Raw genomic sequence first — 25,358 nt, forward strand, 5'->3', positions numbered from 1 at the left:
GCCGAGGCGCGCAGCGCACCACAGTTCCCCACGCCGCTCGGACGCCTACACCCGCCGTGCGAAGTTCGGGCACCCAGCGCACCACAGTTCAACACGCGGCCCGGACGCCCAACCGCCGTGCGAAGTTCAGCCACCCACCGCACCACAACTCCCCACGCCACCCGAACGCCCAACCGCCGTGCGAAGTTCAGCCACCCAGCGCACCACAGTTCAACACGCCGCCCGAACGTCCACCCGCCGTGCGAAGTTCGGGCACCCAGCGCACCACAACTCCCCACGCCGCCGGCTCGCCCCGCGTCACGGCTCCGCGTCGAAGTGCCGGCTCGCGGCCAGCACGCCCCCGCCGCGCGAAACGCCGCACACACCCCCGCCCATCCTAGGAGGCTAGGTGTGAGCGCCTTCGGTGTGTGAACGCGGCGCCGGCGCCCACGGCACCTCACCCCGTTTCGTCCCCACCAGCTGGTGGACGGGCACCGGCTGGCCGAACAGGTACCCCTGCCCGAAGTGACACCCGAGCTTCGCCAGCGCCCGCCCCCGCCCGGGCGTCTCGATGCCCTCGGCGACCACCGCCACGTTCAGGTCCGCGCAGATCCCCACCACCGACCGCAGCAGCACGCCGGCCCGTTCCGGCGCGATGTCCACGTCGGTGAGGGTGGAGTCGAGCTTGACGATGTCCACCGGCAGCGAGTGCAGCTGCGCCAGCGCGTTGTAACCGCTGCCGAAGTCGTCCAGGGCGATCCGCACCCCGTACGCGCGCAGTCGCGCCGCCACCGTGGCCGCGCGGGGCAGGTCGGGAATGCGGCGGGTCTCGGTGATCTCCACGACCAGCCGGGACGGGTGTACCGCGTGCCGCTCGACGGCCCGGAGAACCGCGTCCTCCAGGCCGTCCTGGCCGAGCCGGGCCGCGGACACGTTGACGTGCACGTCGATCGGCCGCCCGTACGTGTTGGCCAGCGTCGCCGCGTCGGCACACGCCCGGTCCAGCACGAAGTCGTCGATCGCGGCGACCAGTCCGGTCCGTTCGGCGACCGTGACGAACACGTCGGGGTCGACCGGGCCGACCACCGGATCGGTCCAGCGGGCCAGGGCTTCGACGGCCACCGTGGCACCGTCGGAGAAACGCACGATCGGCTGGTAGTACACCTCGAACCCGGCGGCCGCGGGACTGCCGGCCAGCGCCTGGGCGAGCAGGTGCGGCAGATCGACGTGCGGGCCTCCGTCGGCGCCGCCGGCGTACCGGGCCAGGGTGCCCTTGCCGTGCCGCTTGCTCGCGTACATCGCGGCGTCGGCGCGCCGGAGCAGCGTGTCGGCGTCGAGGGTGCGGTCGGACGGTTCGGGCACCACCAGGCCGATGCTGGCGCCGACGCCGACGGTGTGGCCGTCGATGACGAACGGGTGGCGCAGCGCGGCCAGCATCCGGTGCCCGGTCGGCTCGGCCTCGGCCGGATGGTGTTCCAGCAGCACCGCGAACTCGTCGCCGCCGAGCCGGGCCACCAGATCGTCCGGAGGTACGCAGCCGACCAACCGTTCGCCGATGGCGCGCAGCAGCCGGTCCCCGATGGCGTGCCCGAAGCTGTCGTTGATGAGTTTGAAGTCGTCCAGGTCGGCGAAGAGCAGGGCGACCGGCCGGCCGTCCCGGCGTTGCGCCTCGAGCGCGCCGACCAGCCGCTCGTGGAACAGCGCCCGGTTCGCCAGCCCGGTGAGCGGGTCGTGGTACGCCTGATGGCGCAGCCGCTGCTGCCCCTCGGACACCCGGGCGAGCAGGACCGTGTTGTCGACGATGGTGAACATCTGCCGGGCCACCACCAGCCCCAGGCCGAGCCACCCGAGGTACGCCTCGTACGAGTTGAGCGGGCGGCCGGTGCCGGTGCGTACCGCGATCACCACACCGGTGGCGATCACCGGCACGTACGGCAGCAGCAGGTGCATCCACTCGGCGTCGGCGCCCCGGTTCACCGGTTCGCCGGCGGGCAGCGGCGGGTGCAGGGCGGCGAGGCCCATCAGGGCGGCGCCGAGTACGAAGCCGGCGGACTGCACCGGCGTCATCGCCTCGCCGGGCACCTGGAGCAGCCGGACGGTGTCGGAGACGCCGAAGGCCAGCAGCGCGGCGATGATCAGCTGGAGCACGGTACGGACCCCGGGCACCGTCGGCCGGGTGATCAGCAGCAACACGGCCATGGTGACGAGCACGAGGTCGGCGAGCGGGTACGCGGCCGCGACGCCGACCGTGTACGGGCTGTCCCCGGCCTGCTGGAACAGCCGCCCCGGCACGGTGGACCAGACCAGCGCCACCAGCGACGCGGCGATCATCACGCTGTCGATGACCAGCACGACGAGGTCCCGCCGGCTGGACGTGGGCACCGGACGGGGTGCCGCCGCGGCGCCGGCCAGCAGCGCCAGCAGCACACCGAACGGCAGGACCAGGAACCCGACGTCGGCGTTGGTGGCCGTGGTGGACCGGTCGGGGTCGAGGACGTCCTGCACCACCCACCAGAGGCGCTGCACCGCCCACCCGGTGAGACCGGCCCCGAGGCAGCGCCGCCACAGCCGTCCGACCGTACCGTGGCGGTGTGCGGTGGCCAGGCAGATGGCCGCCGCGGCCGCGCCCGCCAGGAACTGGGCGGTGTCGATGTAGAGCCGCTGGGCGGAGCCGGCCGGGACGGCGGTCTCGCCCACCGCGATGACGGCGGCGACCAGCGCCAGCGTCACGGGCAGGCGCACCGTGAGTTGCCGTCCCGTCGTCATCACCGCCCGCTGAGAGTCGTCGGCAGCTGGAGGGTCCGTGACCGCGGGGACGGCCGTATCCGGCGCTGGTGTACCAGTGGAGCGCTCCAGTGGAACACCAGCGCGGTGCGGAACATCGCAGCTGGGCCGCGGCTCGCCGGTCCGCGACCGGAGTAAGGTACCGCAGCCTGCCCTTTCGGCAAGTGGCCCGGACGGGTGGCGCGCCGGAGCGACTCAGTCGCCGGGCAGCAGGTCCGCGACGATCACCGTGATGTTGTCCGGTCCGCCGCCCTGCAGCGCCAGGTCGAGCAGCCGGTCGGCGCAGGTCTGCGGGTCCGGCTGGGCGAGCATCTCGCCCTCGATGTGCTCCGGCGGCACCACGGTGGTGAGGCCGTCGCTGCACAGCAGCCAGCGGTCGCCGGGCTCGGGCTCCACGATGACGTACGACGGGGAGACCGGCTCGCCCTGCAGCGCCTGCGTGACCACCGCGCGCCGCGGGTGCCCGGCCGCCTCCTCGGGCCGGATCAGGCCCTGGTCGACGAGCATCTGGACGTAGGTGTCGTCCTTGGTGAGCTGGTTGAGCCGTCCGTCGCGCAGAAGGTAGGCCCGGGAGTCGCCGACGTGGGCCAGTGCCGCCCGCTCGCCGGAGAAGATCACCGCGGTCAGCGTGGTGCCCATGCCCTGCAGGGCGGGCTCTCCGGCGACCTTCTCGGCGATCCGGCCGTTCGCCACTTCCAGCGCTTTGTGCAGCGCGTCCATCTGGTGCTCGTTGTCGATCGCCACGTCCAGCGACACCATGGCGTCGACCGCGATGCGGCTGGCGACGTCACCGGCGGCCATCCCGCCCATGCCGTCCGCGACCACCAGAAGTCGCTCACCGGCGTAGAAACAGTCCTGGTTGGTGCTCCGGACGTGTCCTTGGTCGGTGACAGCCGCCCACCGCAGGTGCAAGGTCATGGCGTGCAGCCTGCCAGGTCCGGTCCACCCTGTCTGCACGTGGTATGCGGCGCGCCGCAGATGGCGTCAGTGAAAACGTTGTCAGTGCACGTCAGGCCGGTTGTCGGGGACGGCCGAGGCAACGCGGGTCGACGGCCGCGGTCCGGCGGGTGGGTGCCACCCACTCCAGTGCGGACGCCTCGACCGGCCATCCGCGGACCGTCACGACGCTGTCCGGCGGTCGGACCGGCTGCGGGCAGAGCGTCTTGGAGCGCAGTTCGTCGTTGGGTACGAACGTGACCTCGCCGCCGCGGCGCAGCACGGTGGTGGAGGTGTCGTCGACCGCGATGAGTTGCCCGCGGATCACCTGCACCGGTCCGTTCCGCGGGCCCACCTCGACCGCGCTGTCCGGCAGCACCGGCGCGCGCAGGAACACCACGCCGACCACGATCGGGGCGACCAGCGCCGCGCCCACGGCCGGCCAGTGCGTGGCGAAACGGGCGGCCCACGGCGGCACCGGCCCGGTGAGCAGCGGGCCGAGCAGCGGCGGCAGGCCGAGCAGCAGCGCGGTGCCGATCTCGCCGGCCGCCAGCGCGTCCCGGACGCCCGGCCACATGAACCACCAGACCAGCGCGCCCACCAGAATCGGCACGCCGACGGTGATCCAGAGCATCAGCAGGCGCTCGGCGTGGAACCGTTGCACCGCGGTCAGGCCCATGATGGACACCACGAGCATGAGCAGCACCGGCAGCAGGCGCAGCTGCCAGGTGAACCCGGCCAGCACCGCGGCGACCAGCACCACCCAGTCCGGCATCCGCAGCGCGGTCACCGCGAGCAGCGAACGGCCCGCCTCGGTGGGCGTGCTGACCAGCAGGATGCCGCCGAGCACCCGCATCACCAGGATGACCGCCGGTACGGTCCAGATCAGCGTGATGAACAGGGCGCTGATCATGCCGAGCGGGTTCACGTACTGCACCAGCAGCAGCATCGTCGGCAGGTCCTGGCGGCTCAGGTACCACAGCCGGAGGACGAGCAGCGCCAGCGGGAACGCGGGCAGCACGGTGAGCAGCCAGTTCAGCTGGGCCCGCCGGCGCCGGGGCGGGATCCCGCCGCCCTTGACGTAGATGTCGGTCACGGCAGGACGTTCTCCCAGGGCAGCTGCCGCACGTCGGGGCGCGGCACGTCCGGTTGCTGGGCCTGGGCGATCGGGACGCGCGGCTGCTTCGTCTCGAGCGCCGCGAAACGTGTCTGGTACGCCGTCTCCCAGCGGTCGTCGGCCGGGTCCTTGAGCGACCGGTACAGCGTCAGGTCGACCAGGTCGCGCAGCGCCTCGTTCTCGCCGGTGTTGACGCCCCACGCCTCGATGTCGTCGATGCCCAGGTCCCAGTGGTCGAATTCCTCGTCATGCTGTGCCTTGTAGCCCGCCAGGATCGCGGCGTCGGTGGAGACCGCGTCGACCTCGCGCTTGCGCAGGGCCGCGATGCAGTCGCTGATCCGGTTCTTGCGGCGCACCGTGGCGCCGGCCCGCCCCGGCGCGGCCTCGCTCGTGGACGCGGACAGCGTGCACACCGTGCGGCCGTCGAGGTCGTCCAGGGAGGAGATGGGCCGGCCGCCCTTGAGCGTGATGACCGATTGTTCGGTGTAGAGGTACGGCGCCGAGAACCGCACCCCCGGTAGCGCCACCCGATCCGGGGTGATGCTGTAGCTGGCGATCACCATCTGCACCGGCACCCGCTTGCCGTTGGAGTCGGTGGCCTGCATCCGGACCCGGTCCTCGCTCTCGATCGCGAAGAACTGCACCTCGGCCCGGCGGAACCCGAGGTCCTCCGCGATCATGTACGCGATGTCGATGTCGAAGCCCGACCAGGATTTCGCTCCTGGACTCCAGAACCCGACGCCGGGCTGGTCGTCCTTGACCCCGATGGCGAGCTTCGCCCACCCGTCCACGCCGGCCTCGGCGCGCAACTGGGCGACCGACGGCGGGCCGCCGACGAACAGGTGGGCCAGCGTGAGCGCGACGGTGAGTACGAGCGCCAGCCCGAGCGCTCCCAGCCGGACCGCGGCCAGGTTCATCCGGGGCGGCGGCTCCTCCTGGTACGGCTCCGGCTCGGGGGCCGGAAGCCGGTCCGCGGCCTCGGCGGCGGCGATGTCGCGCACCGCGATGTCCTCGGGCGCGGCGACCTCCGCGGGCGCCGGCAGGTCGTCGGCCGCGCCCCGGCGCCGCACCGGCCAGATCCGCCGGATCGGCCCGGCCGGCGACCGGCCACCGTTCGCCTCGTCCACGGGCCGCACCCCTCTCCGCCAACCCTTTGTCCCCGGCACCCCACGCGCTGCTGTACCCGTGGAACACCAGCGTCACGGAACCCCGTCGATCGTCCCGTACGGCACCCCCGGCCGGCACCGCCGCAGCCGCGCCGCGGCGAGCCGCAGACCACGCCGGGCCCCGTAGCGCTGCACCGCCTCGAGCCCGTACGTGCTGCACGACGGCTCGAAGCGGCAGCGCACCGGGATACGCGGCGAGATTCCGCGCCGGTATCCGCGGATCGCCGCGAGCACCGCCCGGTCCGCCGGGCCGAGCCGGCCGACCAGCAGCATCGCGGTGGACAGCAGCCCGAAGTCGCAGCACGGCAGGTCGCAGTCGCAGTTGTCGTACCAGCGGCCTTTCGACCGGCTCCGGCGCTTTTTCTTCTTCCGCCCCCACACGACCTCCATCCTGGCCCATGCCGGCCATGGTTTCGGGTTGCCGCCGCCGGATCAGGGGTACGCCGATGTCGTGAAACCTGTCGTCGCCCTCGCCGCGACCGCCGCCGCGACCGCCCTGGGGGTGCGGGTGGCACGGTCCCGGCACCGCCGTTTCCTGCATCCCGACGGCCGCTCGTTCAGCGGGCTGCTGGACGTCTGGGGCGCCGGTGAGCCGACCGGCTCCGCGTTGATCGACCGGCCGGGCCGGCATCCGGTGACGGTACGGGTGTCCAAGGGCGCCGGCACCCGCCCGGGCCGCGCGGACGTGCTCGGCCTGGCGTTGCGCGTGCACGGCCCGGGCGCCGGGCAGCGGCGGGACCTGCTGTGGTCGACCGCCGGCCGGGGCCGGTGGTCGCGGCACGTTCCGGTGCCCCGGCCCACGTTCGACACCTGGTACGGCTCGATCATGGCGTACCGCACCGGGTCCCGGCGCAAGGTCTATCTCGCCGCCCAGCCGGATCCGGACGGCGCTCCGTGGGGCCGGACGCTGGAGTCGGTGGTGGCGGCGGCCGCGCGGGACGGCGCGCGGCTCGTGCTGTCCGCGGACGACCGCCCGTTCGGCCGGGTCACGTTGGACTCGCCGCTGCCCGCCGGGACGGACGCCGCGCTGGCGTTCGACCCGATCCGGAACACCACCCCGGACCTGCATCCTTCCGGGGCGATCCACGGGGTACGGGCGTTCGCGTACCGGATCGGCCAGCGGTGGCGTGGCGCCCGTCCGGCGGATGCCGACCCGGACCAGGTGGCCCGGGCGTTCACCCGTCGCTGACCGCGCCGGCCCGGCCCAACCGGCCCGGCCCAACCGGCCACCGCCGGCCGGCCGGCGGTCAGCGGCAGCGCACCACGACGGCCGACTCGGGCGGCAGCTCGACCCGGTCCCGTTGCAGCACCACGCCCGGCCCGGTGGCGAGCAGCACCTTGCTGGGCGTGGCGCGCAGGCTCACCGTCTGCGGCGTGGACGCCAGGTTCGCCGCCACCGCGCACCCGCCGCGGCGCATCACCACGTACTGGTCGCCGTGCCACACCTCGACCCGGTCCAGCCGCGGGTCGGACAGGTCGGGGTGGCTGCGGCGCAGCGCGATCAGCCGCTTGTACAGGTCGAGGATCTCGGCGTGCCCGGGCTTGTCGACCTCGGACCAGTCCAGCTTGGACCGGGCGAACGTGGCCGGGTCCTGCGGGTCGGGCACCTCGGTCTCGGCCCAGCCGTGGGACGCGAACTCGCGGCGCCGGCCGGTGCGGACCGCGTCGGCCAGGTCCGGTTCGGGGTGGCTGGTGAAGAACTGCCACGGGTTGCTGGCCGCCCACTCCTCGCCCATGAACAGCATCGGCGTGAACGGCGAGGTGAGCAGCAGCGTGGCCCCGACCCGCAGCAGGCCGGGCGACAGCGAGGCGGACAGCCGGTCGCCGACCGCCCGGTTGCCGATCTGGTCGTGGTTCTGCAGGTACGCCACGAAGCGGTGCCCGGGCACCCGGGTGCGGTCCACCGGGCGGCCGTGCCGGCGCTGACGGAAGCTGGACCACGTGCCGGCGTGGAAGAACGCCCCGGTCAGCACGGTCTCCAGGCACTCCAGCGAGCCGAAGTCGCCGTAGTAGCCCTGGCGCTCGCCGGTGAGCAGGGTGTGCAGCGCGTGGTGCACGTCGTCGTCCCACTGGCCGTGCAGGCCGTACCCGCCCGCCTCGCGCGGCGTGATCAGGGTCGGGTCGTTGAGGTCCGACTCGGCGATCAGCGACAGCGGCCGGCCCAGGTGCACCGACAGGCTCTCCACCTCGACGGCCATCTGTTCGAGCAGGTGGACGGCGGTCTCGTCGACCAGCGCGTGCACGGCGTCCAGGCGCAGCGCGTCGATGTGGTAGTCGCGCAGCCAGCCCAGCATGCTGTCGATGATGTAGCGGCGGACCTCGTCGGACCGGGGCCCGTCCAGGTTCACCGCGGCGCCCCACGGGTTGCTGCCGGAGGCGCTCAGGTACGGCGCGAACATCGGCGCGTACGCCCCGCTCGGGCCGAAGTGGTTGTACACCACGTCGAGCACCACGCCGAGGCCCTTGGCGTGGGCCGCGTCGACGAAGCGTTTCAGGCCGTCCGGTCCGCCGTACGCCTCGTGCGGCGCGTACCAGCAGACGCCGTCGTACCCCCAGTTGTATTCGCCGTTGAACGCGTTGACCGGCAACAGTTCGACCAGGTCGACACCGAGGTCGACGAGGTGGTCGAGGCGCGCGATCGCGGCGTCGAACGTGCCCTGGAGGGTGAACGTGCCGACGTGCATCTCGTAGAGCACCGAGCCGGGCAGCTGACGGCCGGTCCAGGCGTCGTCCGACCAGGTGAAGGACGAATGGTCATAGACCCGGCTGGATCCGTGCACGCCCTCAGGCTGCCACAGCGAGCGCGGGTCGGGTAGCGGCGTGTCGCCATCCGGTAACACGTACGCGTAGTCGGTGCCCGGCCCGGCGGACGGCACGTCGAGCCGCCACCAGCCGTCGTCGCCGCGTTCCATGTCGTGGTCCTGCCCGTCGAGGCGGAGCTGGACCGTCTTCTCCGGCACCCAGACTTCGAAGGTCGTCATTCCTTCACCAGCAATGCCACGGGGTACGAGTGCAGCAGTTCCGCCACGGCCAGACGGTTACCGCCGTAGCTGGTGTTCGTGAAGACTTCCGTCCAGGTGTGGCCGTCGAGTGTCAGCGTGGTGTCGTGCCAGCCACCGTGCCGTGACAATCCGACCGGCAGCCGGGTGGCGACCGCGACCACGCCGCCGCGGTCGAACGCGAGCACGTGTTCGCCGACCCGGCCCTCGGCGAAGAGCGGGCGGTACCCGGTGAACAGTTCCGGCCGCTGCCGGCGCAGCCGCAGCGTACGGCTGGCGACCAGGAGCTTGGCGGCGCCGGTCTCGTCCACCGGCGGCAGCCAGCCGTCGTCGATCCGGCGCAGCAGCTCGCGCCGGGCGGCGAAGTCCACCGGCCGGCGGTTGTCCGGGTCGACCAGCGAGTAGTCCCACAGCTCGGTGCCCTGGTAGACGTCGGGCACACCGGGCATGGCGAGCTGCACGAGCTTCTGGCCGAGCGAGTTGGACCAGCCGGGCGGGGTGATCGACGCGGCGAAGTCGGCCACCTCGGCGTGCAGCGCCGGGTCGTCGTAGATCCGGTCCACCATCGCCCGCAGCGCGGTCTCGAACCGCTCGTCGGGCCGCGTCCAGGTGGTGCTGGCCGCCGCCTCGCGGGCCGCCTTCAGCGCGTACGCCTGCAGCCGCTCCCGCTCGATCGGCCACGCGCCCACGGCCGCCTGCCAGACCAGGTGTGCCAGCGCCGGGTCGGGCAGCGGGTCGGCGCGCACCCACCGGCGCACCACCTCGGTCCAGTCCCCCGGCACCTCGGACAGCACGGCCAGCCGGGCCCGGACGTCCTCGCTGCGCTTGGTGTCGTGGGTGGACAGCGCGGTCATGCTGTCCGGCCAGCGGCGCTGCCGGGCCTCGGCGGCGTCGTGGAACTCGTCCGGCGCCACGCCGAACTTCACCGGGTCGTTGCCGACCTCGTTGCGGGCGGTGAACCGGGTCCACCGGTAGAACGCGGTGTCCTCCACGCCCTTGGCCATCACCGCGCCGGTGAACTGCTGGAACCGGATGGCGAGTTCGTCGGACGGGTTGCGCAGCCGGGCGGTGAGCCGGTCCAGCGCCGGGATCAGCTGCGGGCGCCGCCGGCCCGCCTCGGACCGGGCCCGGGCCAGGTGCCGGGAGCCGAACGGCAGGTAGGAGCGGTACACCGGGAAACAGGCGGCCAGTTCGGCGAGCGCCCGGGGCGCGGACTCCAGCTCGGGTACGAGCCGGGCCATCCGCGCCAGCTCGGCGGCCAGCAGCGTGGTCGCCACGTGGTACTTGCACCCGTGCACCAGGTCCTGCCAGGACGTCTGGCCGCCGGTCAGGTGGTGGTCGAGGGTGTCGAAGAACGCCTCCGTGCCGGGGTCCACGAACACGCCGTCGACCTCGGCCATGGCGTCGTACCCGGTGGTGCCGGCGACCGGCCAGTCGGGCAGTTCCTCGCCCGGCTCCAGGATCTTCTCCACCACCAGCCAGGCGTCCGGCGCCGCGTCGTGCAGCCGCTCCAGGTAGCCGCCCGGGTCGCGCAGCCCGTCCGGGTGGTCCACCCGGATGCCCTGCACCGCGCCCTCGGCGTACCAGCGCAGGATCTCGGCGTGGGTGGCGTCGAACACCTCCGGGTCCTCCACCCGCAGGCCGGCCAGGTCGGTGATGGCGAAGAACCGGCGGTACGTCAGCTCGGCGTCGCCGCGGGTCCAGTTCACCAGCTCGTAGTGCTGCCGGTCGTGCACCTCCCGGGCGGTGCCGCCGCCGGTGCCCTCGGCGATCGGGTACCGCTTGTCGTAGTAGCGCAGCTCGTCGCCCTCGACGGTCAGCGCGTCCAGGGCGTTCGGCTCGTCGGCCAGCACCGGGACCACCAGCCGGCCGCGGTCCCAGTCGATGTCGAACCAGGGGGCGTACCGCGAGTCGCGCCCGTGCTTGAGCACGTCCCACCAGGCCGGGTTGGCCGCCGGGTCGGCGATGCCGGCGTGGTTCGGCACGATGTCCACGACCAGCCCGAGCCCGGCCGCGTCGAGCGCCTTCTTCAGCGCGACCCGGCCCTCCTCACCCCCGAGCGCCGGGTTGACCCGGCTGTGGTCCACCACGTCGTAGCCGTGCTCCGAGTCCGCCGAGGCGGCCAGCAGCGGGGCGGTGTACAGATGGCTGACACCCAGATCGGCGAGGTAGTCGGCCAGCTCGGCGGTGGCGGTCAGCGGAAAGTCCGGGCGGACCTGAATGCGGTACGTGCCGGTAGGAGAGCCTTGAGTCCGGCCAAGGGCGGTGGCGGGGTGGTCGGATGTGGGCATTAGACCGTCCTGTCGAGAACGATGAGCGAGCGGTCCGGCACGATGACCTTCGATCCGGCCTCGACGATCGTGGGCCCGTCCTCCACCGGGTCCGCGGTGTCGATGACCTTCTCCCACTTCTCCCCGTACTCGGTCGGGGGCGTGGCGAACTCCAGCGGCGCGTCGTGCGCGTTGAAGAACAGCAGGAACGAGCTGTCCACGTGGCGCTGGCCGTACTGGCCGCGCTCGCGGATGCCCTCGCCGTTGACGAACAGCGCCACCGCCCGGCCGAAGTCGTTGCCCCAGTCGTCGCCGGCCATCGGGCGCCCGTCCGGGGTGAACCACTCCAGGTCGGGCAGCGGGTCGCCGCCGCCGCGGGCGGTGACCGGCAGGCCGGTGAAGAACCGGCGGCGCTGGAACACCTGGTGGCGGTGCCGGAACGCGGTCACCTTGCGGGCGAACTCGAGGAGCTGCTCGTCGGCGTTGTCCCAGTCGATCCAGCTGATCTCGTTGTCCTGGCAGTACGCGTTGTTGTTGCCGCCCTGGGTGCGGCCCATCTCGTCGCCGTGCGAGATCATCGGCACGCCCTGGCTGAGCATCAGCGTGGCGAAGAAGTTCCGGCGCTGCCGGGCCCGCAGCGCGAGCACGCCGGCGTCGTCGGCCGGCCCCTCCACGCCGCAGTTCCAGGACCGGTTGTGGCTCTCGCCGTCCCGGTTCTCCTCGCCGTTGGCCTCGTTGTGCTTGTCGTTGTACGAGACCAGGTCGTTGAGCGTGAAGCCGTCGTGCGCGGTGACGAAGTTGATCGAGTGGAACGGCTTGCGGCCGTCGTCCTGGTACAGGTCGGCCGACCCGGTGATCCGGCTGGCGAACTCCGCGAGCGTGGCCGGCTCGCCGCGCCAGAAGTCGCGGACCGTGTCCCGGTACTTGCCGTTCCACTCGGTCCAGTTGGGCGGGAAGTTGCCGACCTGGTAGCCGCCCGGGCCGACGTCCCACGGCTCGGCGATCAGCTTCACCTGGCCCACCACCGGGTCCTGCTGGACCACCTCGAAGAACGTGGAGAGCCGGTCCACGTCGTAGAACTCCCGGGCCAGCGTGGAGGCCAGGTCGAACCGGAACCCGTCGACGTGCATCTCGGTCACCCAGTAGCGCAGCGAGTCCATGATCAGCTGGAGGCTCTGCGGACTGCGCACGTTCAGACTGTTACCCGTGCCGGTGTAGTCCATGTAGAACTGCGGCTGGTCGTCCACCAGCCGGTAATAGGTGCGGTTGTCGATGCCCTTGAGGCTCATCGTGGGGCCCAGGTGGTTGCCCTCCGCGGTGTGGTTGTAGACCACGTCGAGGATGACCTCCATGCCGGCCGCGTGCAGGGCCTTGACCATGCCGCGGAACTCCTGGGTCTGCTGGCCCAGCGAGCCCATCGCGGAGTACCCGTGGTACGGCGCGAAGAAGCCCAGCGTGTTGTAGCCCCAGTAGTTGCGCAGGCCCAGGTCGACCAGGCGGTTGTCGTGCACGAACTGGTGCACCGGCATCAGTTCGACCGCGGTCACGCCCAGGCTCTTCAGGTGCTCGATGATCGCCGGGTGGCCGATCGCCGCGTACGTGCCGCGCATGTCCTTGGGCACCTCGGGATGCCGCTCGGTCAGCCCCTTGACGTGCGTCTCGTAGATCACCGAGTGGTGGTACGGGATGTCCGGCCGGCGGTCGTTGCCCCAGTCGAAGTACGGGTTGACCACGACGCCCTTGGCCATGTGCGGTGCCGAGTCCAGATCCGACATCTGGTCCGGGTTGGCGAAGTCGTAGGCGTACAGCGACGGGTGCCAGTCGATGTCCGAGTCCACCGCCCGGGCGTACGGGTCGAGCAGCAGCTTGTGCGGGTTGCACCGCAGGCCGCGGGACGGCTCGTACGGGCCGTACACCCGGTAGCCGTACCGCTGGCCGGGCTCGACACCGGGCAGGTAGGCGTGCCAGACGAACGCGTCCTGCTCGTGGAGTTGGACCTTGCGCTCGTTGCCCGAGGTGTCGAAGAGGCAGAGCTCGACCGCCTCGGCCACCTCGGAGAAGATCGCGAAGTTCGTGCCCGTCCCGTCGTACGTGGCACCCAGCGGGTACCGGTGACCAGGCCAAACCTGCATATGTTGCTCCCACCCCTCGACCGTCGTCCCCCTTGGCCGCGACCGGTCCCATCGCGGACGGGCCAAGTCTGCCCCGCGACGGCCCGGCCAAACCCTGCACGGCCACGTCAGCGGTCATTCTCACCGATCGAGCTACCGACGTCCGCGCGACTGTCCGGTTACCCGCAGATAGTCAGCCCAGCTGCTCGTCGACGAAGCACCACCGCCAGGTCTCCCCCGGCTCGAACGACCGCATCACCGGGTGCTTCTCGGCCTCGAAGTGCGCCGACATGTGCCGCCGGGGCGACGAGTCACAGCAGGCCACCAGGCCGCAGTCGAGGCAGAGGCGCAGGTGCACCCAGTCGGTGTGCCCGCCTTCCACGCACTGCGGGCAGCCGTCGGCGTACGGGGTGCGCGGGGTGGCTTCGACGCCGGTGTCGGACAGGTGCGGGCAGCTCAATCGTCACTCCGGTTCAACTGGGACTCCTCCAGGTCGAGCTCGCGCTGGGCACGGACCAGCACCTCCTCCGGGATACGCCCGGAGTTGCGGGCCTCCTTGAAGACCCGGCGCTCGGCTCGAATCATCTCCCGCCGCAGCCGGCCGTACGCCGCCGAGGGGGTTTCCTGTGACTGGTCACCCAGCCGTTCCCAGGCGACGTTGGACCGGCCCTCGGTCAGCGCCCGCAGCCGGTCCACCACCGAGGCCGGCGCGTCGCCGGCCTGCTCCTCCAGCGCCTCCCGGGCGGCCCGGCTGGCCGCGTGCTGCACCGCGGCCTCGGCGAGCGCGTCCTCGGTGCTGGTGTCCTCGCGTACGCCGAGCCGGCGGGAGAGCGCCGGCAGCGTGGTGCCGTGGATCAGCAGAGTGAGCACGATCACCGCGAACGCCACGAAGACGAACAGGTCGCGCGGGTAGCTGTCGGCCACGTCCGGCGTGTTCGGCAGGGTGAGCGCCGCACCGAGCGTGACCACCCCGCGCATCCCGGCCCAGCCGATCACGGCCGGCACGCTGAGCGGTGGGCGCGGCTCCCGCCGGCGGATCGACGGCACCAGCCGGGCCAGGTAGGTGGCCGGGTACACCCACACGAAACGCACCGCCACCAGCGTGCCGAACACCAGCGCGGTGAGTTGCACGGTGGTCGCGAGGTCGGTCTCCAGGCCGGTCACCAGGGTCCGCAGCTGCAGTCCGACCAGCAGGAACACCACGCCCTCGAGCAGGAAGATCAGCAGCCGCCAGACCGCGTCCATCTGCAGCCGGGAGGTCGGCGACAACAGGTACGGGATGCGGTGCCCGAGGTACAGCCCGGTGACCACCACCGCCACCACGCTCGAGGTGTGCAACTCCTCCGCCACGATCACCACCACGAACGGGGTGAGCAGCGACACCGCGTCGTCCAGCAGCGGATCGGAGATGTGCCGCAGCAGCCACGCCACCAGCACCGCGGCGGCGAACCCGATGAGCAGTCCACCTCCCACGTTGCGCAGCACGGCGGCGCCGATCTCGGCGAACCCGACCGCCGAACCGAGCAGCGCGGCCACCGAGATCCGCACCAGCACCAGGGCGGTGGCGTCGTTGAGCAGGCTCTCGCCCTCCAGGATGGTGACCACCCGGCGGGGCAGCCCGATCCGGCGCGCGATGGCGGTCGCCGACACCGCGTCCGGCGGCGCGACGATGGCGCCGAGCGCGACGCAGGCGGCGAACGGCACCTCGGGCAGCACCGCGTGCACCACCAGCCCGACCGCGAACGCGCTGACCACCACCAGCCCGACCGCGAGCAGCAGGATGGGCCGGATCGCCAGCCGGAACGCGGGCACCGAGGTCTGCAACGCGGCCACGTACAGCAGCGGCGGCAGGATGCCGACCAGCACGAGTTCCGGTTCCAGGTGCACCTCGGGCACGCCCGGTACGAACGACAGCCCCAGCCCCGCCACGAGCAGCACCAGCGGCGCGACGAAGCCCAGCCGCCGGGCCAGCGCCGCGCCGACCACGGCGATCCCCACCAGTACGACCGTGTCGACGATGCCTTCCATGCCGCGAAGCTTAAGAGGCGATCCGTTCCGGTGACGCGGTCAGGTGGTGGGGGTGGAGCCGGAGCGGGCGACCGTGGCCGCGTAGGTGCCGTCGCCGCTGCGGCGGTCGGTCACCGCGTCGACCGAGAAGACGTACTCGGTCCGGCGGTCCAGGTTGCCGATCGTGGCGCTCATCCAGCCGCATTTCGCGCCGGGCTTGATCGTGGTGAAACCGATGTCGCGTTGCCGGCCGCTGGCGAGGTCCTGGCTGATCGCGTACAGCCGGAATTCCACCAGGTTGGATCCGCCCACGTTGTACCAGCTCAGGACGGCACTGGTCGGGCCGGGGCGGACGTTCAGGCTGCCGGTCTGGTCGAACTTGAAGGTGTTGGGCGAGCATTTCGCCACCGGCTTGGCGGTGGGGCTGGTCGACGGCAGCGGCAGGAACCCGCCGGTGGGGGTGGGCTTCGGCGCGGTGCCGGTGACCGGCTTCGCCGACGGGGTGGGCCGGCCCCGGTCACTGACCAGCCATTCTTCGCCGCCGGCCGGATCCTCCGCCGCGGCCGTGCCGGTGCCGCCGGCTCCGGTGGACAGACCGGGTACGGCGCTGCAACCGGACAGCAGCGCCGGCAGCAGCGCCAGCACCGCCCAGGTCGTCCGCCGCACCGAACCTCCCGGGTCTGCCCGTCGAGCATTACCGGGTTCAGATCGGAGGCGGACGCCCGGACCTTAGCCCTTCCGGTACAGCTCCACGGTGCGCCGGGCGAGGTCCTTGGTGGCCGCCGAGTTCGCCCAGGTGCCGAGCACCACCGCGGCACCCGGGATCATCTTGGCGAACATCCGCTTCGCCGCGCGTACCCCGGCCATCTGCGCCAGTTTGACGCCCAGCCGCACCATCACGCCGGTCAGCGGCCGGTCGCTCGACGAGGCGAACAGGCGGCTGGCCCGTTCCCGGCCGGCCGCGACACCGAGCGCCACCCGGGCGGTCTCGGCCGCCTTGTGCACCCGTTGCAGGACCAGCAGATCGGTGGCGCGTTCCGGGCCGGTCGGGTCGACGCCGTACGCGGCGGCCATGTGCAGCACCATCCGCGCCTGGGTCCAGGCCAGCACGCCGACGTCCACCACCGCGCCGGGCAGGCCGGTGGCACCGGACACCGCGCCGGAGAGGCGGGCGTAGTTGGTGAAGCGCCGGGCGGCCAGTTGGGCCGCGGCGTCGGGGGCCAGATCGGGCTGGGCGGCGTGCACGTCCTCGGCCCAGCGCGCGGCTTCCGGTCCGAGCCGCCGGACCGCCTCCAGGGCGAGGTGCTCGGGCGCGTACTGCGGGTCCGCCTTCATCCGCGCCCACAGCGATCCGGGCGGTGCGCCGGCGCCTTCCGTGGAGTCGGTGCCGGGGTCCGGGACCGGGGCGGGCTGGAGAGCGGACGAGGGGCGTTCTGGTTCGGTCACCGGGTCACTCCGAAGGGCTGGCGACGGATCTTGAGAGCCATTGTGCCGTGCGGATGCACGTGCACGCGAATGCGTCGGTCCGGACACGCCCTGTTCCGCTCAGGCACCGGGCGCGACGACCGATTAAGCGACCGGACGGGACAGTCCGGCGGAGGGCGGCACAGGCATGACCGAGCGCACCGGGTGCCACGTGCCCGCTCACCGCACCCGGCACGCTGCGGGACGCGAAGACCCGCACCAGGAAGGCTCCGGATGACCGGCGAGGAACCGCTTGCGGAACGGCTGCGGCCGACGCCCGTGCTGGTCACGGCCGCCGTCCTGCTGGTCGCTGCCGCGGTCCTGTTCGCGGTGAACCTGGCGGAACCGCGGGTCGGCCCGTTCTGGAGCTGGATGCCGGCCGTCCTCGGCACCGCCGTGGCCGGGCTGGCGTGCTGGCAGACCGCCGCGAAGGCCGGCCCGGACCGGCACGGCCGCCGGATCTGGCGGCAGTTCGCGCTGGTCTGCGCGCTGGTGACATGCGGCCTGGTCGGCGACACCCGGCAGATGATGCTGTATCCGCACCGCCTGAATCAGCAGCAGCACGACGCGGTGACCTCGATCGTGTACGTCCTCGCCATGCTGGTGCTGCTGTGGGCGCTGCTGCGGCTGCCGATGGCCCGGGACGACGGTACCCGGCAGATGTTCCGGTTCCTGCTGGACGCCGCCACGGTCAGCGTCACGATGGGCATCTTCGGCTGGTACTCGACCGCCGGTTCGGGCGGCTGGGGCCGGACCGACCCCGTACCGCTGATCGTGCTGGCCATCCTCGGCCTGATCGGTTCGCTCGCCTTCGTCAAGGTCGCGGTGAGCGGCCTCGGCGGCCTGGACCGGGGCACCGTCCGGCTGCTCGCCGCCGGCGCGGCGGTCGGCGCGCTCGGCGGCGGCCTGTTCCCCATGCTGGTCGACGTGCACCCGGGGCTCAGCGGCTCGCAGCTGTTCGTGCCGGCCACCATGCTCCTCACCGCGTTCGCCGCCGACCGCCAGCGCCGCGCCGCCCACCTGCCCCGCCCGCCGCAGCAGCGCCGGGCCACCAGCCTGGTGCCGTACCTCGCGGTGGCGGCCACCGACGGCCTGCTGCTCACCGTCAGCGAGCAGGCCGGCGGACCGGTCCTGACCGTGGCGCTCGCCGCGGTGATCCTGACCGTGCTGGTGGTGGTCCGCCAGGTCGTCGCGCTGCGCGACAACGCGCGGCTGCTGAGCCGGGTGGACACCAACCTGCTCCAGCTCAACCGCTACCAGAGCCAGCTCACCCACCGGGCCACCCACGACGATCTCACCGACCTGGCGAACCGCGCGCTGTTCGGCAACGCGACCCGGGACGCGCTGGACGCCTTCGCGGCCGAGCGGAGCCCGGAGACCACGCTGAGCCTCGCGCTGATCGACCTGGACGACTTCAAGGCGATCAACGACCGCCTCGGGCACGCGGTCGGCGACGCCCTGCTGGTGGTGGTGGCGCAACGGCTGCGGGAGTGCGTCCGGACCGACGACGTGGTGGCCCGGCTCGGCGGGGACGAGTTCGGCCTGCTGCTGCACGGCCTGCGCAGCGACGAGGCGACCGAGGTCCTCGCCCGGATCACCGACGCGCTCAGCCGGCCGGTGCACGCCCTCGGCTACGACCTGCTGGTGAGCGCCAGCGTGGGCCTGGCCGAGGTGTGGCCGGACGCCACTCCGCAGGAACTGCTGCGCCGCGCCGACCTGGCCATGTACGCCGCCAAGGAACGCGGCAAGGGCCGCCACGCGGTCTACGACGCCGAGTTGGAGAAGCACCAGGCGGCCGACGCGGAGATGGGCGCCGCCCTCCGCCAGGCTCTGGACCGGGGCGAGTTCACCCTGGTCTACCAGCCCATCGTGCGGCTGCCCGACGGCGCCTGGACCGGCATGGAGACGCTGGTGCGCTGGCACCACCCGGATCGCGGGTTCATCCGCCCGGACCTGTTCATCCCGATCGCCGAACGCACCGGTCTGATCATCCCGCTCGGTGACTGGATCCTGCGGACCGCGCTGCGCCAGGCCGCCGAGTGGGACGCCCGCTACGGCCCGCACGCGCCGCGCGAGATCGGCGTCAACGTGTCCGCCCGCCAGCTGCGCGAGCCGGGCTTCGCCGACGACGTCAAGGACGCGCTCGCCGCCACCGGGTTCGACCCGGAGCGGGTGGTCGTCGAGGTCACCGAGACCGCGGTGTTCGACGGCGGCATCGCGGTGGACACCCTGCAGAACCTGGTCGGGCTGGGCGTGAAGGTGGCGCTGGACGACTTCGGTACCGGTCACTCGTCGCTCGGCCTGCTGCGTACCGTGCCGGCCGACACGCTGAAGGTGGACAAGTCGTTCGTCGACGGCATCGGCCTGGCCAGCGAGGAGGCGGTCATCGCGACCGCGATGATCCAGATCACCGACGGCCTGCACCTGCAGGCGATCGCCGAGGGGGTGGAGACGGCCGAGCAGGCGGAGACGCTGTACCGGCTGGGGTACCGGTTCGCCCAGGGCTACCACTTCTCCCGCCCGCTCAGCCCCGAGCAGGTACGCGAACGCCTGGACGAACGCGCCTTTGCCACTCAGTGACTCCGAAGTTGCACCGATAGGGAGAACGAAGCCCTCGGACCAGCAACGGAGTCATCGAGCTCATGACCGCACAGACCACCGCCGCGGCGGCCGGCCGGGAGAGCTTCCTGGCCCGCTGGATCGCGAACTGGAGCCTGAACGTCAAGATCCTGTCGGTCGTGGCGGCGCTGTCCCTGGTCGGTGCCGCCATCGGCACGTTCGCCATCACCCGGATGGCCGAACTCAGCGCGGCGACGAGCGACCTCTACACCGGCAGCGTGGTGCCGTCGCAGCAGATCGAGCAGCTGTCCGTGGACATCGGCGTGATGCGCGCCGCCGTCCTCGCCCACGCACTGTCCGACAACGCCGCGGACAAGAGCGAGCAGGAGACGGCGATCCGGGCCGGCGACGAGTCCTTCGACAAGCACCTGGCCGAGTACCGGGTGACCGCCGCCGATCCGCGGTTGCTGGACCTGCTGGTCGCCGCGTGGCAGCAGTACCGGACCGTGCGCGACCAGCAGATGCTGCCGGCCAGCCTGCGCGACGACCGGGCCCAGGTGGCCGAGATCCGGGACGGCGTGCTCGGCGAGGCCGCGGCCGGAACGATGTCCGCCCTGGACAAGGTGTCCGACGCGGAGGACGCCGCCGCGAGCGTCCAGGCGAGGCAGGCCCGGCAGGAATTCGAGACGGCGCGCACCGTGACCATCGTCGTGCTGGTGGTCGGGCTGACCCTGGCGACCCTGTTCGGCCTGCTGATCGCCCGCAGCATCGTCCGCCGGGTACGCGCGGTCTCCGGCGTGGTCGACGCCATGGCCACCGGTGACCTGACCCGCTCGGCCGGCGTCACCAGCACCGACGAGATCGGCGTGATGGCACGGCAGCTGGACCGGGCCACCGCGACCCTGCGGGACACCGTCGGCCAGATCGGCGCCGGCAGCCAGACGCTGGCCGGCTCCGCCCAGGAGATGTCGACGGTCAGCACCACCATCGCCGGCAACGCCGAGCAGACCAGTTCCCGGGCCGATCTGGTCGCCGCCGCCGCGGAGGAGGTCTCGGCCAACGTCGACACCGTGGCCGCCGCCTCGGAGGAGATGACCGCGTCGATCCGGGAGATCGCGTCCAGCGCGGCCGACGCGGCCGGCATCGCCCGCGGTGCCGTGGACGTCGCGCAGTCCGCCAACAGCACGGTCGCCAAGCTCGGCGTCTCGTCGGCCGAGGTGGGCAACATCGTCAAGGTGATCACCTCGATCGCCGAGCAGACCAACCTGCTGGCACTCAACGCCACCATCGAGGCGGCCCGGGCCGGCGAGGCGGGCAAGGGCTTCGCGGTGGTGGCCAGCGAGGTGAAGGACCTGGCGCAGGAGACCGCCAAGGCGACCGAGGAGATCTCCGGCCGGATCCAGGCGATCCAGACCGACACGTCGGCCGCGGTCGAGGCGATCGGGCAGATCGCCGAGGTGATCGAGCGGATCAACACCTACTCCGACACCATCGCCTCGGCGGTCGAGGAGCAGACCGCGACCACCAGCGAGATCGGGCGCAACGTCGCGGAGGCCGCGGCCGGCTCCACCAACATCGCCGAGACGATCACCGGCGTGGCCGAGGCGGCGCAGCACACCAACACCGGCGTGGCCGAGTCGCAGCGCACCGCGGAGGAGCTGTCCCGCCTGGCCAGCGATCTGCAGACGCTGGTCGGCCGGTTCCGGGTGTAGCCGGTATCTAGCCGACCACCGGGCTGCGGCGTTCCAGCAGCAGGACGTCCCGCCACCGGCCGTGGTGCCGGCCCACCCGTTCCCGGGTGCCGATCAGCCGGAAGCCGGCCCTGCGGTGCAACGCGAGGCTGGCCTCGTTCTCCGGGAAGACACCCGACTGGATGGTCCAGATGCCGGCCGCCTCGGTAGAGGCGATGAGCCGGTCCAGCAGCGCCCGCCCGACGCCGCGGCCCTGCGCCGCCGCATCGACGTACACGCTGTGCTCGACCACCCCGGCGTACACCGGCCGGGGTGACACCCGGCTCACCGCGACCCAGCCGAGCAGGCGGGCACCGTCGGTCGCCACCCAGCGGTGGGCGGGAAGGCGGCCCGCGTTGAACGCCGCCCAGTCGGGTGCGGTGGTCTCGAAACTGGCGTCCCCGCCGTCCAGCGCGGCCTGGTACACGGCGAGGACGGCGTCGGCATCGGTGGCCACCATCGGGCGCACATTGAGGTCAGACACGTGCCCATCTTCGCGTGACCGTGTCAAGGGCCACGTCCCGGCCGGGCGGCGGGCTGGAATGATGGACACCCGGGCAGTGTTGTGACCACATCCGCCCGTACCGTCCGGGCGTCGTACGAGGAGGTCCGCTAGCGTGCTCGACCCACACGAGCTCTACGAGTTGGCCGACGATCTGCCGGCCCTGGACGGCCCGGTGTTGATCCAGGCCTTCACCGGGTTCGTCGATGCGGGCAGCGCCATCCAGATGGCCCGCGAACACCTGCTGGAGCACCTGGACGGCCGCGTCGTCGCGACGTTCGACCTGGACCAGCTCCTCGACTACCGGTCCCGCCGCCCTCCGATGATCTTCATGGAGGATCACTGGGAGAGCTACGAGCAGCCCCGCCTCGCCCTGCACCTGCTGCACGACCAGCTGGGCACGCCGTTCCTGTTGCTCGCCGGTCCGGAGCCGGACATGCAGTGGGAACGCTTCATCGCGGCGGTGACCGGCCTGATCGAACACTTCGGGGTACGCCTGACCGTCGGCCTGAACGCCATCCCGATGGCGGTGCCGCACACCCGGCCGGTCAGCGTGACCGCGCACGCCACCGACCGGCGCCTGCTCGGCGACCACGAGTCCTGGCTGCAGCGGGTGCAGGTGCCGGCCAGCATGGGCAACCTGCTGGAGTTCCGGCTGGGCGAGTCCGGTCACGACGCCCTCGGGTTCGCCGCGCACGTGCCGCACTATCTGGCGCAGACCACCTATCCGGCCGCGGCCGAGCTGCTGCTCGACTCGGTGTCCGCGAACACCGGGCTGGCCCTGCCCACCGGTGAGCTGCGCGACGCCGCCGAGCTGATCCGCGAGGAGGTGGACAAGCAGGTCGCCGAGGACGAGCAGGCGAGCCGGCTGGTCACCTCGCTGGAGCAGCAGTACGACGCGTTCCTGCGCGGCCGCCGGAGCAACCTGCTGGCCGACACGGACGGCCCGCTGCCCACCGCCGAGGAACTCGGCGCCGAACTCGAGCGTTTCCTGGCCGAGCAGGCCAAGGACAAGGACAACGAGAACTGACCCGTCTGCCCCGGAGCGGACCCGCTTCGCCGATTCGCCGATTCGCCGACCGGATTGCCCACCCTGCCCGATGATGGAGGCAAGTGGGCAGTCGGGCGATCAGCAGGGAGCACGGGGTGGGTCTCTTCCGGTCCAGGTCGGTCAGTGAACCGGCGGCTCGCGCGGTGCCGCGCGACGTCGAGAGCCTGGAAACGCTGATCATCGACCTCCAGAAGGCGACGGACGAGGCCTCCACCTGGCGGATCACCGTGGAGAGCACGGTCCGCTCGCACGGCTTCAGCTACGGCGCGGTCTGGCTGCCCGACGGCCGCGGTCACGTGACGGTCGGTTACGAGACCGGGCCGCTGGTCGAGGAGATGCGGGCCTCGGTCGCCGGCCGGCCGGTGCCGGCCGACGCGGGCCTGGTCGGCCGCGCGGCGCAGACCCGGCAACCGGTGTACATCGGCTCGATGGCGGACTGCGGCGACTGCCAGCGCTGCCAGGCGGCCGGCCGGCACGGCATGGCCGCCGCGGTGGTGACGCCGGTGATCCAGGGCAACGAGGTGATCGCGGTCCTCGAGTACTTCTCCGCCGAGCCGCTCTACATCGACGGCCCGCGCAGCGAGAAGTGGGCGTGCATCGCCCGCATCGCCGAGCAGGCCCGGACGAACACGGTGGTGGCCGCGGAACTGCGCCAGGTCGCGGCCGACCGGCTCGCCGTCACCGAGGTGGTCACCAAGCTCGGCCAGGCCACCGACACCCAGTCCGCGCTGCGCATCGGGCTGGACGCGGTACGCACCGCGTTCGGCTGGGCGTACGGCTCCTACTGGGAGGTCGACGGCGAGGAGAACGTCCTCACCTTCCGGGTGGAGTCCGGCTCGGCGGGTGAGGAGTTCCGCAAGGTCACGCTGGCCGCCACGTTCGCCGAGGGGGTGGGCCTGTCCGGGCGCGCCTGGCGTTCCCGCGACCTGGTGTTCGTCCACGACCTGGCGGAACTCACCGACTGCGTCCGGGCCCCCGCGGCGCAGCGGGCCGGCGTACGTTCCGGGGTGTGTTTCCCGCTGTTCAGCCATGACCGGATCGTCGGCACCATGGACTTCTTCACCACCGAGTACATCGAGCTGTCCGAGACCCGGGCCGCGGCGCTGCGCAACGTCGGCCAGCTGGTCTCCCAGCGGCTCGAGGTGCTGCGCGCCGCGGAGATGTCGGCGGAGAACGCCCGGTCACTGCTGGACACGGTGTCCCGGTTGCGGGCCGCCTCGGACGACGCCACCCGGGTGGCCGAGGAGGCGGTGAGCCGCGCCTCCGCGATGACCCAGGAGGTGGAGGCGCTGGGCCAGGCGTCCATCGCGATCGGCGACGTCATCAAGATCATTTCTTCGATCGCCGACCAGACCAACCTGCTCGCCCTCAACGCCACCATCGAGGCGGCCCGGGCCGGCGAGGTGGGCCGCGGCTTCGCGGTGGTCGCCGGCGAGGTGAAGGACCTGGCCCGGGAGACCGCGGAGGCGACGCAGCGGGTGTCCGAGCAGATCACCGGCATCCAGTCCAGCGCCCGTACGGTCTCCTCCGGCATCCTCACCACCAGCGACACGATCGGGCAGATGGACGCGGTCCAGGCCCGGATGAACGAGGTGCTCGAGGAGCAGGCCCGGATGGCGTCGGCACTGCAGCTCTGAGGCCTGTTTCGAAACCCGGCCAAGTGCGAGGCGAGGTCCAGGGGTCGGCTGGCGCCGGCCGCATGGCGGCCTCATACCGGGGTTGTAGGTGGCCGTTCTGCGGACGCCGTCAGGCGGCGCCTGGGCCAGGCCGTAGCCCTGGCCGGGTTCGAAACAGGCCTCAGCTCGCCGGCACGGGCCGGAGCCAGTCCAGCACGGTACGGATCCCGGCGTCCCAGTAGCTCCACTCGTGGGCGCCCGGCCCGAACCCCGAGTCCAGCGGAACGCCGTGCGCGGCGCACGCCGCGACGAAGCGCTCGTTCTGCGCCCGCAGATGGTCCTCGGTGCCGCAGCGCACCATCAGCCGGGGCAACCCGGCCGGGTCCGCGGTGGCGACCAGGTGCAGCAGGTCCTCGTCGGTGCCGGCGAGGTCCCGGTCGCCGAAGACCCGGTCGGTCAGCGCGCGCATGAACGGCCGCATGTCGTACTTCTGGATGTATGCCACATCCAGCGCGCCGGACAGACTGGCCGCGGCGGCGAACCGCTCCGGATGACGCAGCGCCCACTTGAGCGCGCCGTACCCGCCCATGCTCAGCCCCGCCACGAAGGTGTCCGCGGGCCGGGTGGACACCCGGAAGAAGCGCGCCACCACCTGCGGCAGTTCCTCGGCGAGGAAGGTCCAGTACCGCCCGCCGGACGCCTCGTCGGCGTAGAAGCTGCGGTGCACCTGCGGCATCACGACCGCCAGGCCGCGGTCCGCCGCGTACCTCTCGATCGAGGTGTAGCGCGCCCAGGCCGAGTCGTCATCGGTGAGCCCGTGCAGCAGGTAGAGCACCGGAGGCGGCGCGGCGCCGGTGGAGCCGGTGACGCCGATCTGCGCCGCCGAGGACTCCGGCAGCAGGACGGTCATCGACGTGCCCAGTTCCAGCACCTCGGACGAGAAGTTGCAGCGGATCAGGGCCATCGTGCCAGTCTCGACGATGCGTACCCGGGTGGCCACAGCGGGTTGGGAATGTCGTACCCGTCGATTAGAATGTATGTACTAATACCGCCTCTGACCTGCGGGG

At 72.2% G+C, this 25,358-nt stretch carries 19 protein-coding genes; 5 read left to right on the forward strand and 14 right to left on the reverse strand.

Annotated features, from left to right (window positions below):
* Window positions 1-384 precede the first annotated feature (384 nt).
* The 5 genes from LDL48_RS18245 to yidD form a co-directional block, all read right to left on the reverse strand.
* Window positions 385-2,745, reverse strand: coding sequence for a putative bifunctional diguanylate cyclase/phosphodiesterase (locus LDL48_RS18245; protein ID WP_225256349.1), 2,361 nt, complete (start codon window positions 2,743-2,745; stop codon window positions 385-387).
* A 213-nt stretch (window positions 2,746-2,958) separates the two neighbouring features.
* Window positions 2,959-3,681 carry a PP2C family protein-serine/threonine phosphatase gene (locus LDL48_RS18250; RefSeq protein WP_225256350.1) on the reverse strand — a complete coding sequence of 241 codons (723 nt, stop codon included), beginning with the start codon at window positions 3,679-3,681 and terminating at the stop codon, window positions 2,959-2,961.
* A 91-nt stretch (window positions 3,682-3,772) separates the two neighbouring features.
* Window positions 3,773-4,795, reverse strand: a complete 1,023-nt coding sequence (locus LDL48_RS18255; RefSeq protein ID WP_225256351.1) for a hypothetical protein — start codon at window positions 4,793-4,795, stop codon at window positions 3,773-3,775.
* Window positions 4,792-5,943 carry a transporter substrate-binding domain-containing protein gene (locus LDL48_RS18260; RefSeq protein WP_225256352.1) on the reverse strand — a complete coding sequence of 384 codons (1,152 nt, stop codon included), beginning with the start codon at window positions 5,941-5,943 and terminating at the stop codon, window positions 4,792-4,794. The genes LDL48_RS18255 and LDL48_RS18260 overlap by 4 nt, the downstream gene beginning before the upstream one ends.
* A gap of 72 nt (window positions 5,944-6,015) precedes the next feature.
* Window positions 6,016-6,363: a membrane protein insertion efficiency factor YidD gene (gene yidD, locus LDL48_RS18265; protein WP_372472139.1), complete on the reverse strand. Its 348-nt coding sequence runs from the start codon at window positions 6,361-6,363 to the stop codon at window positions 6,016-6,018.
* 70 nt (window positions 6,364-6,433) lie between these two features.
* Here yidD and LDL48_RS18270 point away from each other — a divergent pair, with 70 nt between their 5' ends.
* Entirely contained in the window at window positions 6,434-7,171 is a 738-nt protein-coding gene (locus LDL48_RS18270) for a hypothetical protein (RefSeq protein WP_225256354.1), read from the forward strand.
* Window positions 7,172-7,229: 58 nt separating this feature from the next.
* Here LDL48_RS18270 and treZ read toward each other — a convergent pair whose 3' ends face one another.
* The 7 genes from treZ to LDL48_RS18305 all read right to left on the reverse strand — a co-directional run bounded on the left by treZ (window position 7,230) and on the right by LDL48_RS18305 (window position 16,815).
* Window positions 7,230-8,963, reverse strand: a complete 1,734-nt coding sequence (treZ, locus tag LDL48_RS18275) for a malto-oligosyltrehalose trehalohydrolase (RefSeq protein WP_225256355.1) — start codon at window positions 8,961-8,963, stop codon at window positions 7,230-7,232.
* The gene (gene treY, locus LDL48_RS18280) at window positions 8,960-11,272 is read right to left on the reverse strand and encodes a malto-oligosyltrehalose synthase (protein ID WP_225256356.1); all 2,313 of its coding nucleotides are present in this window, start codon (window positions 11,270-11,272) and stop codon (window positions 8,960-8,962) included. Before treY ends, treZ begins: the two co-directional genes overlap by 4 nt.
* On the reverse strand, window positions 11,272-13,383 hold the full coding sequence (gene glgX / locus LDL48_RS18285) for a glycogen debranching protein GlgX (RefSeq protein WP_225256357.1): 2,112 nt from the start codon (window positions 13,381-13,383) through the stop codon (window positions 11,272-11,274). The genes treY and glgX overlap by 1 nt, the downstream gene beginning before the upstream one ends.
* A gap of 172 nt (window positions 13,384-13,555) precedes the next feature.
* The gene (locus tag LDL48_RS18290; protein WP_225256358.1) at window positions 13,556-13,822 is read right to left on the reverse strand and encodes a UBP-type zinc finger domain-containing protein; all 267 of its coding nucleotides are present in this window, start codon (window positions 13,820-13,822) and stop codon (window positions 13,556-13,558) included.
* Window positions 13,819-15,390, reverse strand: coding sequence for a Na+/H+ antiporter (locus tag LDL48_RS18295; RefSeq protein WP_225256359.1), 1,572 nt, complete (start codon window positions 15,388-15,390; stop codon window positions 13,819-13,821). Before LDL48_RS18295 ends, LDL48_RS18290 begins: the two co-directional genes overlap by 4 nt.
* Before the next feature lie 39 nt (window positions 15,391-15,429).
* A complete protein-coding gene (locus tag LDL48_RS18300) occupies window positions 15,430-16,035 on the reverse strand; it encodes a hypothetical protein (protein WP_225256360.1) in 606 nt (201 codons plus the stop codon).
* Between the two features lie 63 nt (window positions 16,036-16,098).
* Window positions 16,099-16,815 (reverse strand): EcsC family protein, encoded by a 717-nt coding sequence (locus LDL48_RS18305; protein ID WP_372472140.1) that lies wholly within the window; start codon window positions 16,813-16,815, stop codon window positions 16,099-16,101.
* Between the two features lie 252 nt (window positions 16,816-17,067).
* Between LDL48_RS18305 and LDL48_RS18310 the strand changes: the two genes are divergently transcribed.
* Entirely contained in the window at window positions 17,068-19,413 is a 2,346-nt protein-coding gene (locus LDL48_RS18310; protein WP_225256361.1) for a putative bifunctional diguanylate cyclase/phosphodiesterase, read from the forward strand.
* Between the two features lie 62 nt (window positions 19,414-19,475).
* Window positions 19,476-21,104, forward strand: coding sequence for a methyl-accepting chemotaxis protein (locus LDL48_RS18315; RefSeq protein ID WP_225256362.1), 1,629 nt, complete (start codon window positions 19,476-19,478; stop codon window positions 21,102-21,104).
* Window positions 21,105-21,111: 7 nt separating this feature from the next.
* Here LDL48_RS18315 and LDL48_RS18320 read toward each other — a convergent pair whose 3' ends face one another.
* Window positions 21,112-21,606, reverse strand: coding sequence for a GNAT family N-acetyltransferase (locus LDL48_RS18320; protein WP_225256363.1), 495 nt, complete (start codon window positions 21,604-21,606; stop codon window positions 21,112-21,114).
* Window positions 21,607-21,739: 133 nt separating this feature from the next.
* Here LDL48_RS18320 and LDL48_RS18325 point away from each other — a divergent pair, with 133 nt between their 5' ends.
* Both LDL48_RS18325 and LDL48_RS18330 read left to right on the forward strand, forming a co-directional pair.
* On the forward strand, window positions 21,740-22,654 hold the full coding sequence (locus LDL48_RS18325; protein ID WP_225256364.1) for a proteasome assembly chaperone family protein: 915 nt from the start codon (window positions 21,740-21,742) through the stop codon (window positions 22,652-22,654).
* Between the two features lie 116 nt (window positions 22,655-22,770).
* Window positions 22,771-24,312: a GAF domain-containing protein gene (locus tag LDL48_RS18330; RefSeq protein ID WP_225256365.1), complete on the forward strand. Its 1,542-nt coding sequence runs from the start codon at window positions 22,771-22,773 to the stop codon at window positions 24,310-24,312.
* A 160-nt stretch (window positions 24,313-24,472) separates the two neighbouring features.
* Here LDL48_RS18330 and LDL48_RS18335 read toward each other — a convergent pair whose 3' ends face one another.
* Window positions 24,473-25,255, reverse strand: a complete 783-nt coding sequence (locus LDL48_RS18335) for an alpha/beta hydrolase (protein ID WP_225256366.1) — start codon at window positions 25,253-25,255, stop codon at window positions 24,473-24,475.
* Window positions 25,256-25,358: the final 103 nt, after the last annotated feature.

Source organism: Jidongwangia harbinensis, assembly GCF_020216025.1.
GTDB classification, from domain to species: Bacteria; Actinomycetota; Actinomycetes; order Mycobacteriales; family Micromonosporaceae; genus Actinoplanes; species Actinoplanes harbinensis.

Excerpts from the sequence above, each read along its gene's own strand:
- treZ (WP_225256355.1), bottom strand. The coding sequence starts at position 8,963 with ATGACGACCTTCGAAGTCTGGGTGCCGGAGAAGACGGTCCAGCTCCGC.
- LDL48_RS18250 (WP_225256350.1), bottom strand. The coding sequence starts at position 3,681 with ATGACCTTGCACCTGCGGTGGGCGGCTGTCACCGACCAAGGACACGTC.
- LDL48_RS18295 (WP_225256359.1), bottom strand. The coding sequence starts at position 15,390 with ATGGAAGGCATCGTCGACACGGTCGTACTGGTGGGGATCGCCGTGGTC.
- glgX (WP_225256357.1), bottom strand. The coding sequence starts at position 13,383 with ATGCAGGTTTGGCCTGGTCACCGGTACCCGCTGGGTGCCACGTACGAC.
- LDL48_RS18310 (WP_225256361.1), top strand. The coding sequence starts at position 17,068 with ATGACCGGCGAGGAACCGCTTGCGGAACGGCTGCGGCCGACGCCCGTG.
- LDL48_RS18245 (WP_225256349.1), bottom strand. The coding sequence starts at position 2,745 with ATGACGACGGGACGGCAACTCACGGTGCGCCTGCCCGTGACGCTGGCG.
- treY (WP_225256356.1), bottom strand. The coding sequence starts at position 11,272 with ATGCCCACATCCGACCACCCCGCCACCGCCCTTGGCCGGACTCAAGGC.
- LDL48_RS18335 (WP_225256366.1), bottom strand. The coding sequence starts at position 25,255 with ATGGCCCTGATCCGCTGCAACTTCTCGTCCGAGGTGCTGGAACTGGGC.
- LDL48_RS18315 (WP_225256362.1), top strand. The coding sequence starts at position 19,476 with ATGACCGCACAGACCACCGCCGCGGCGGCCGGCCGGGAGAGCTTCCTG.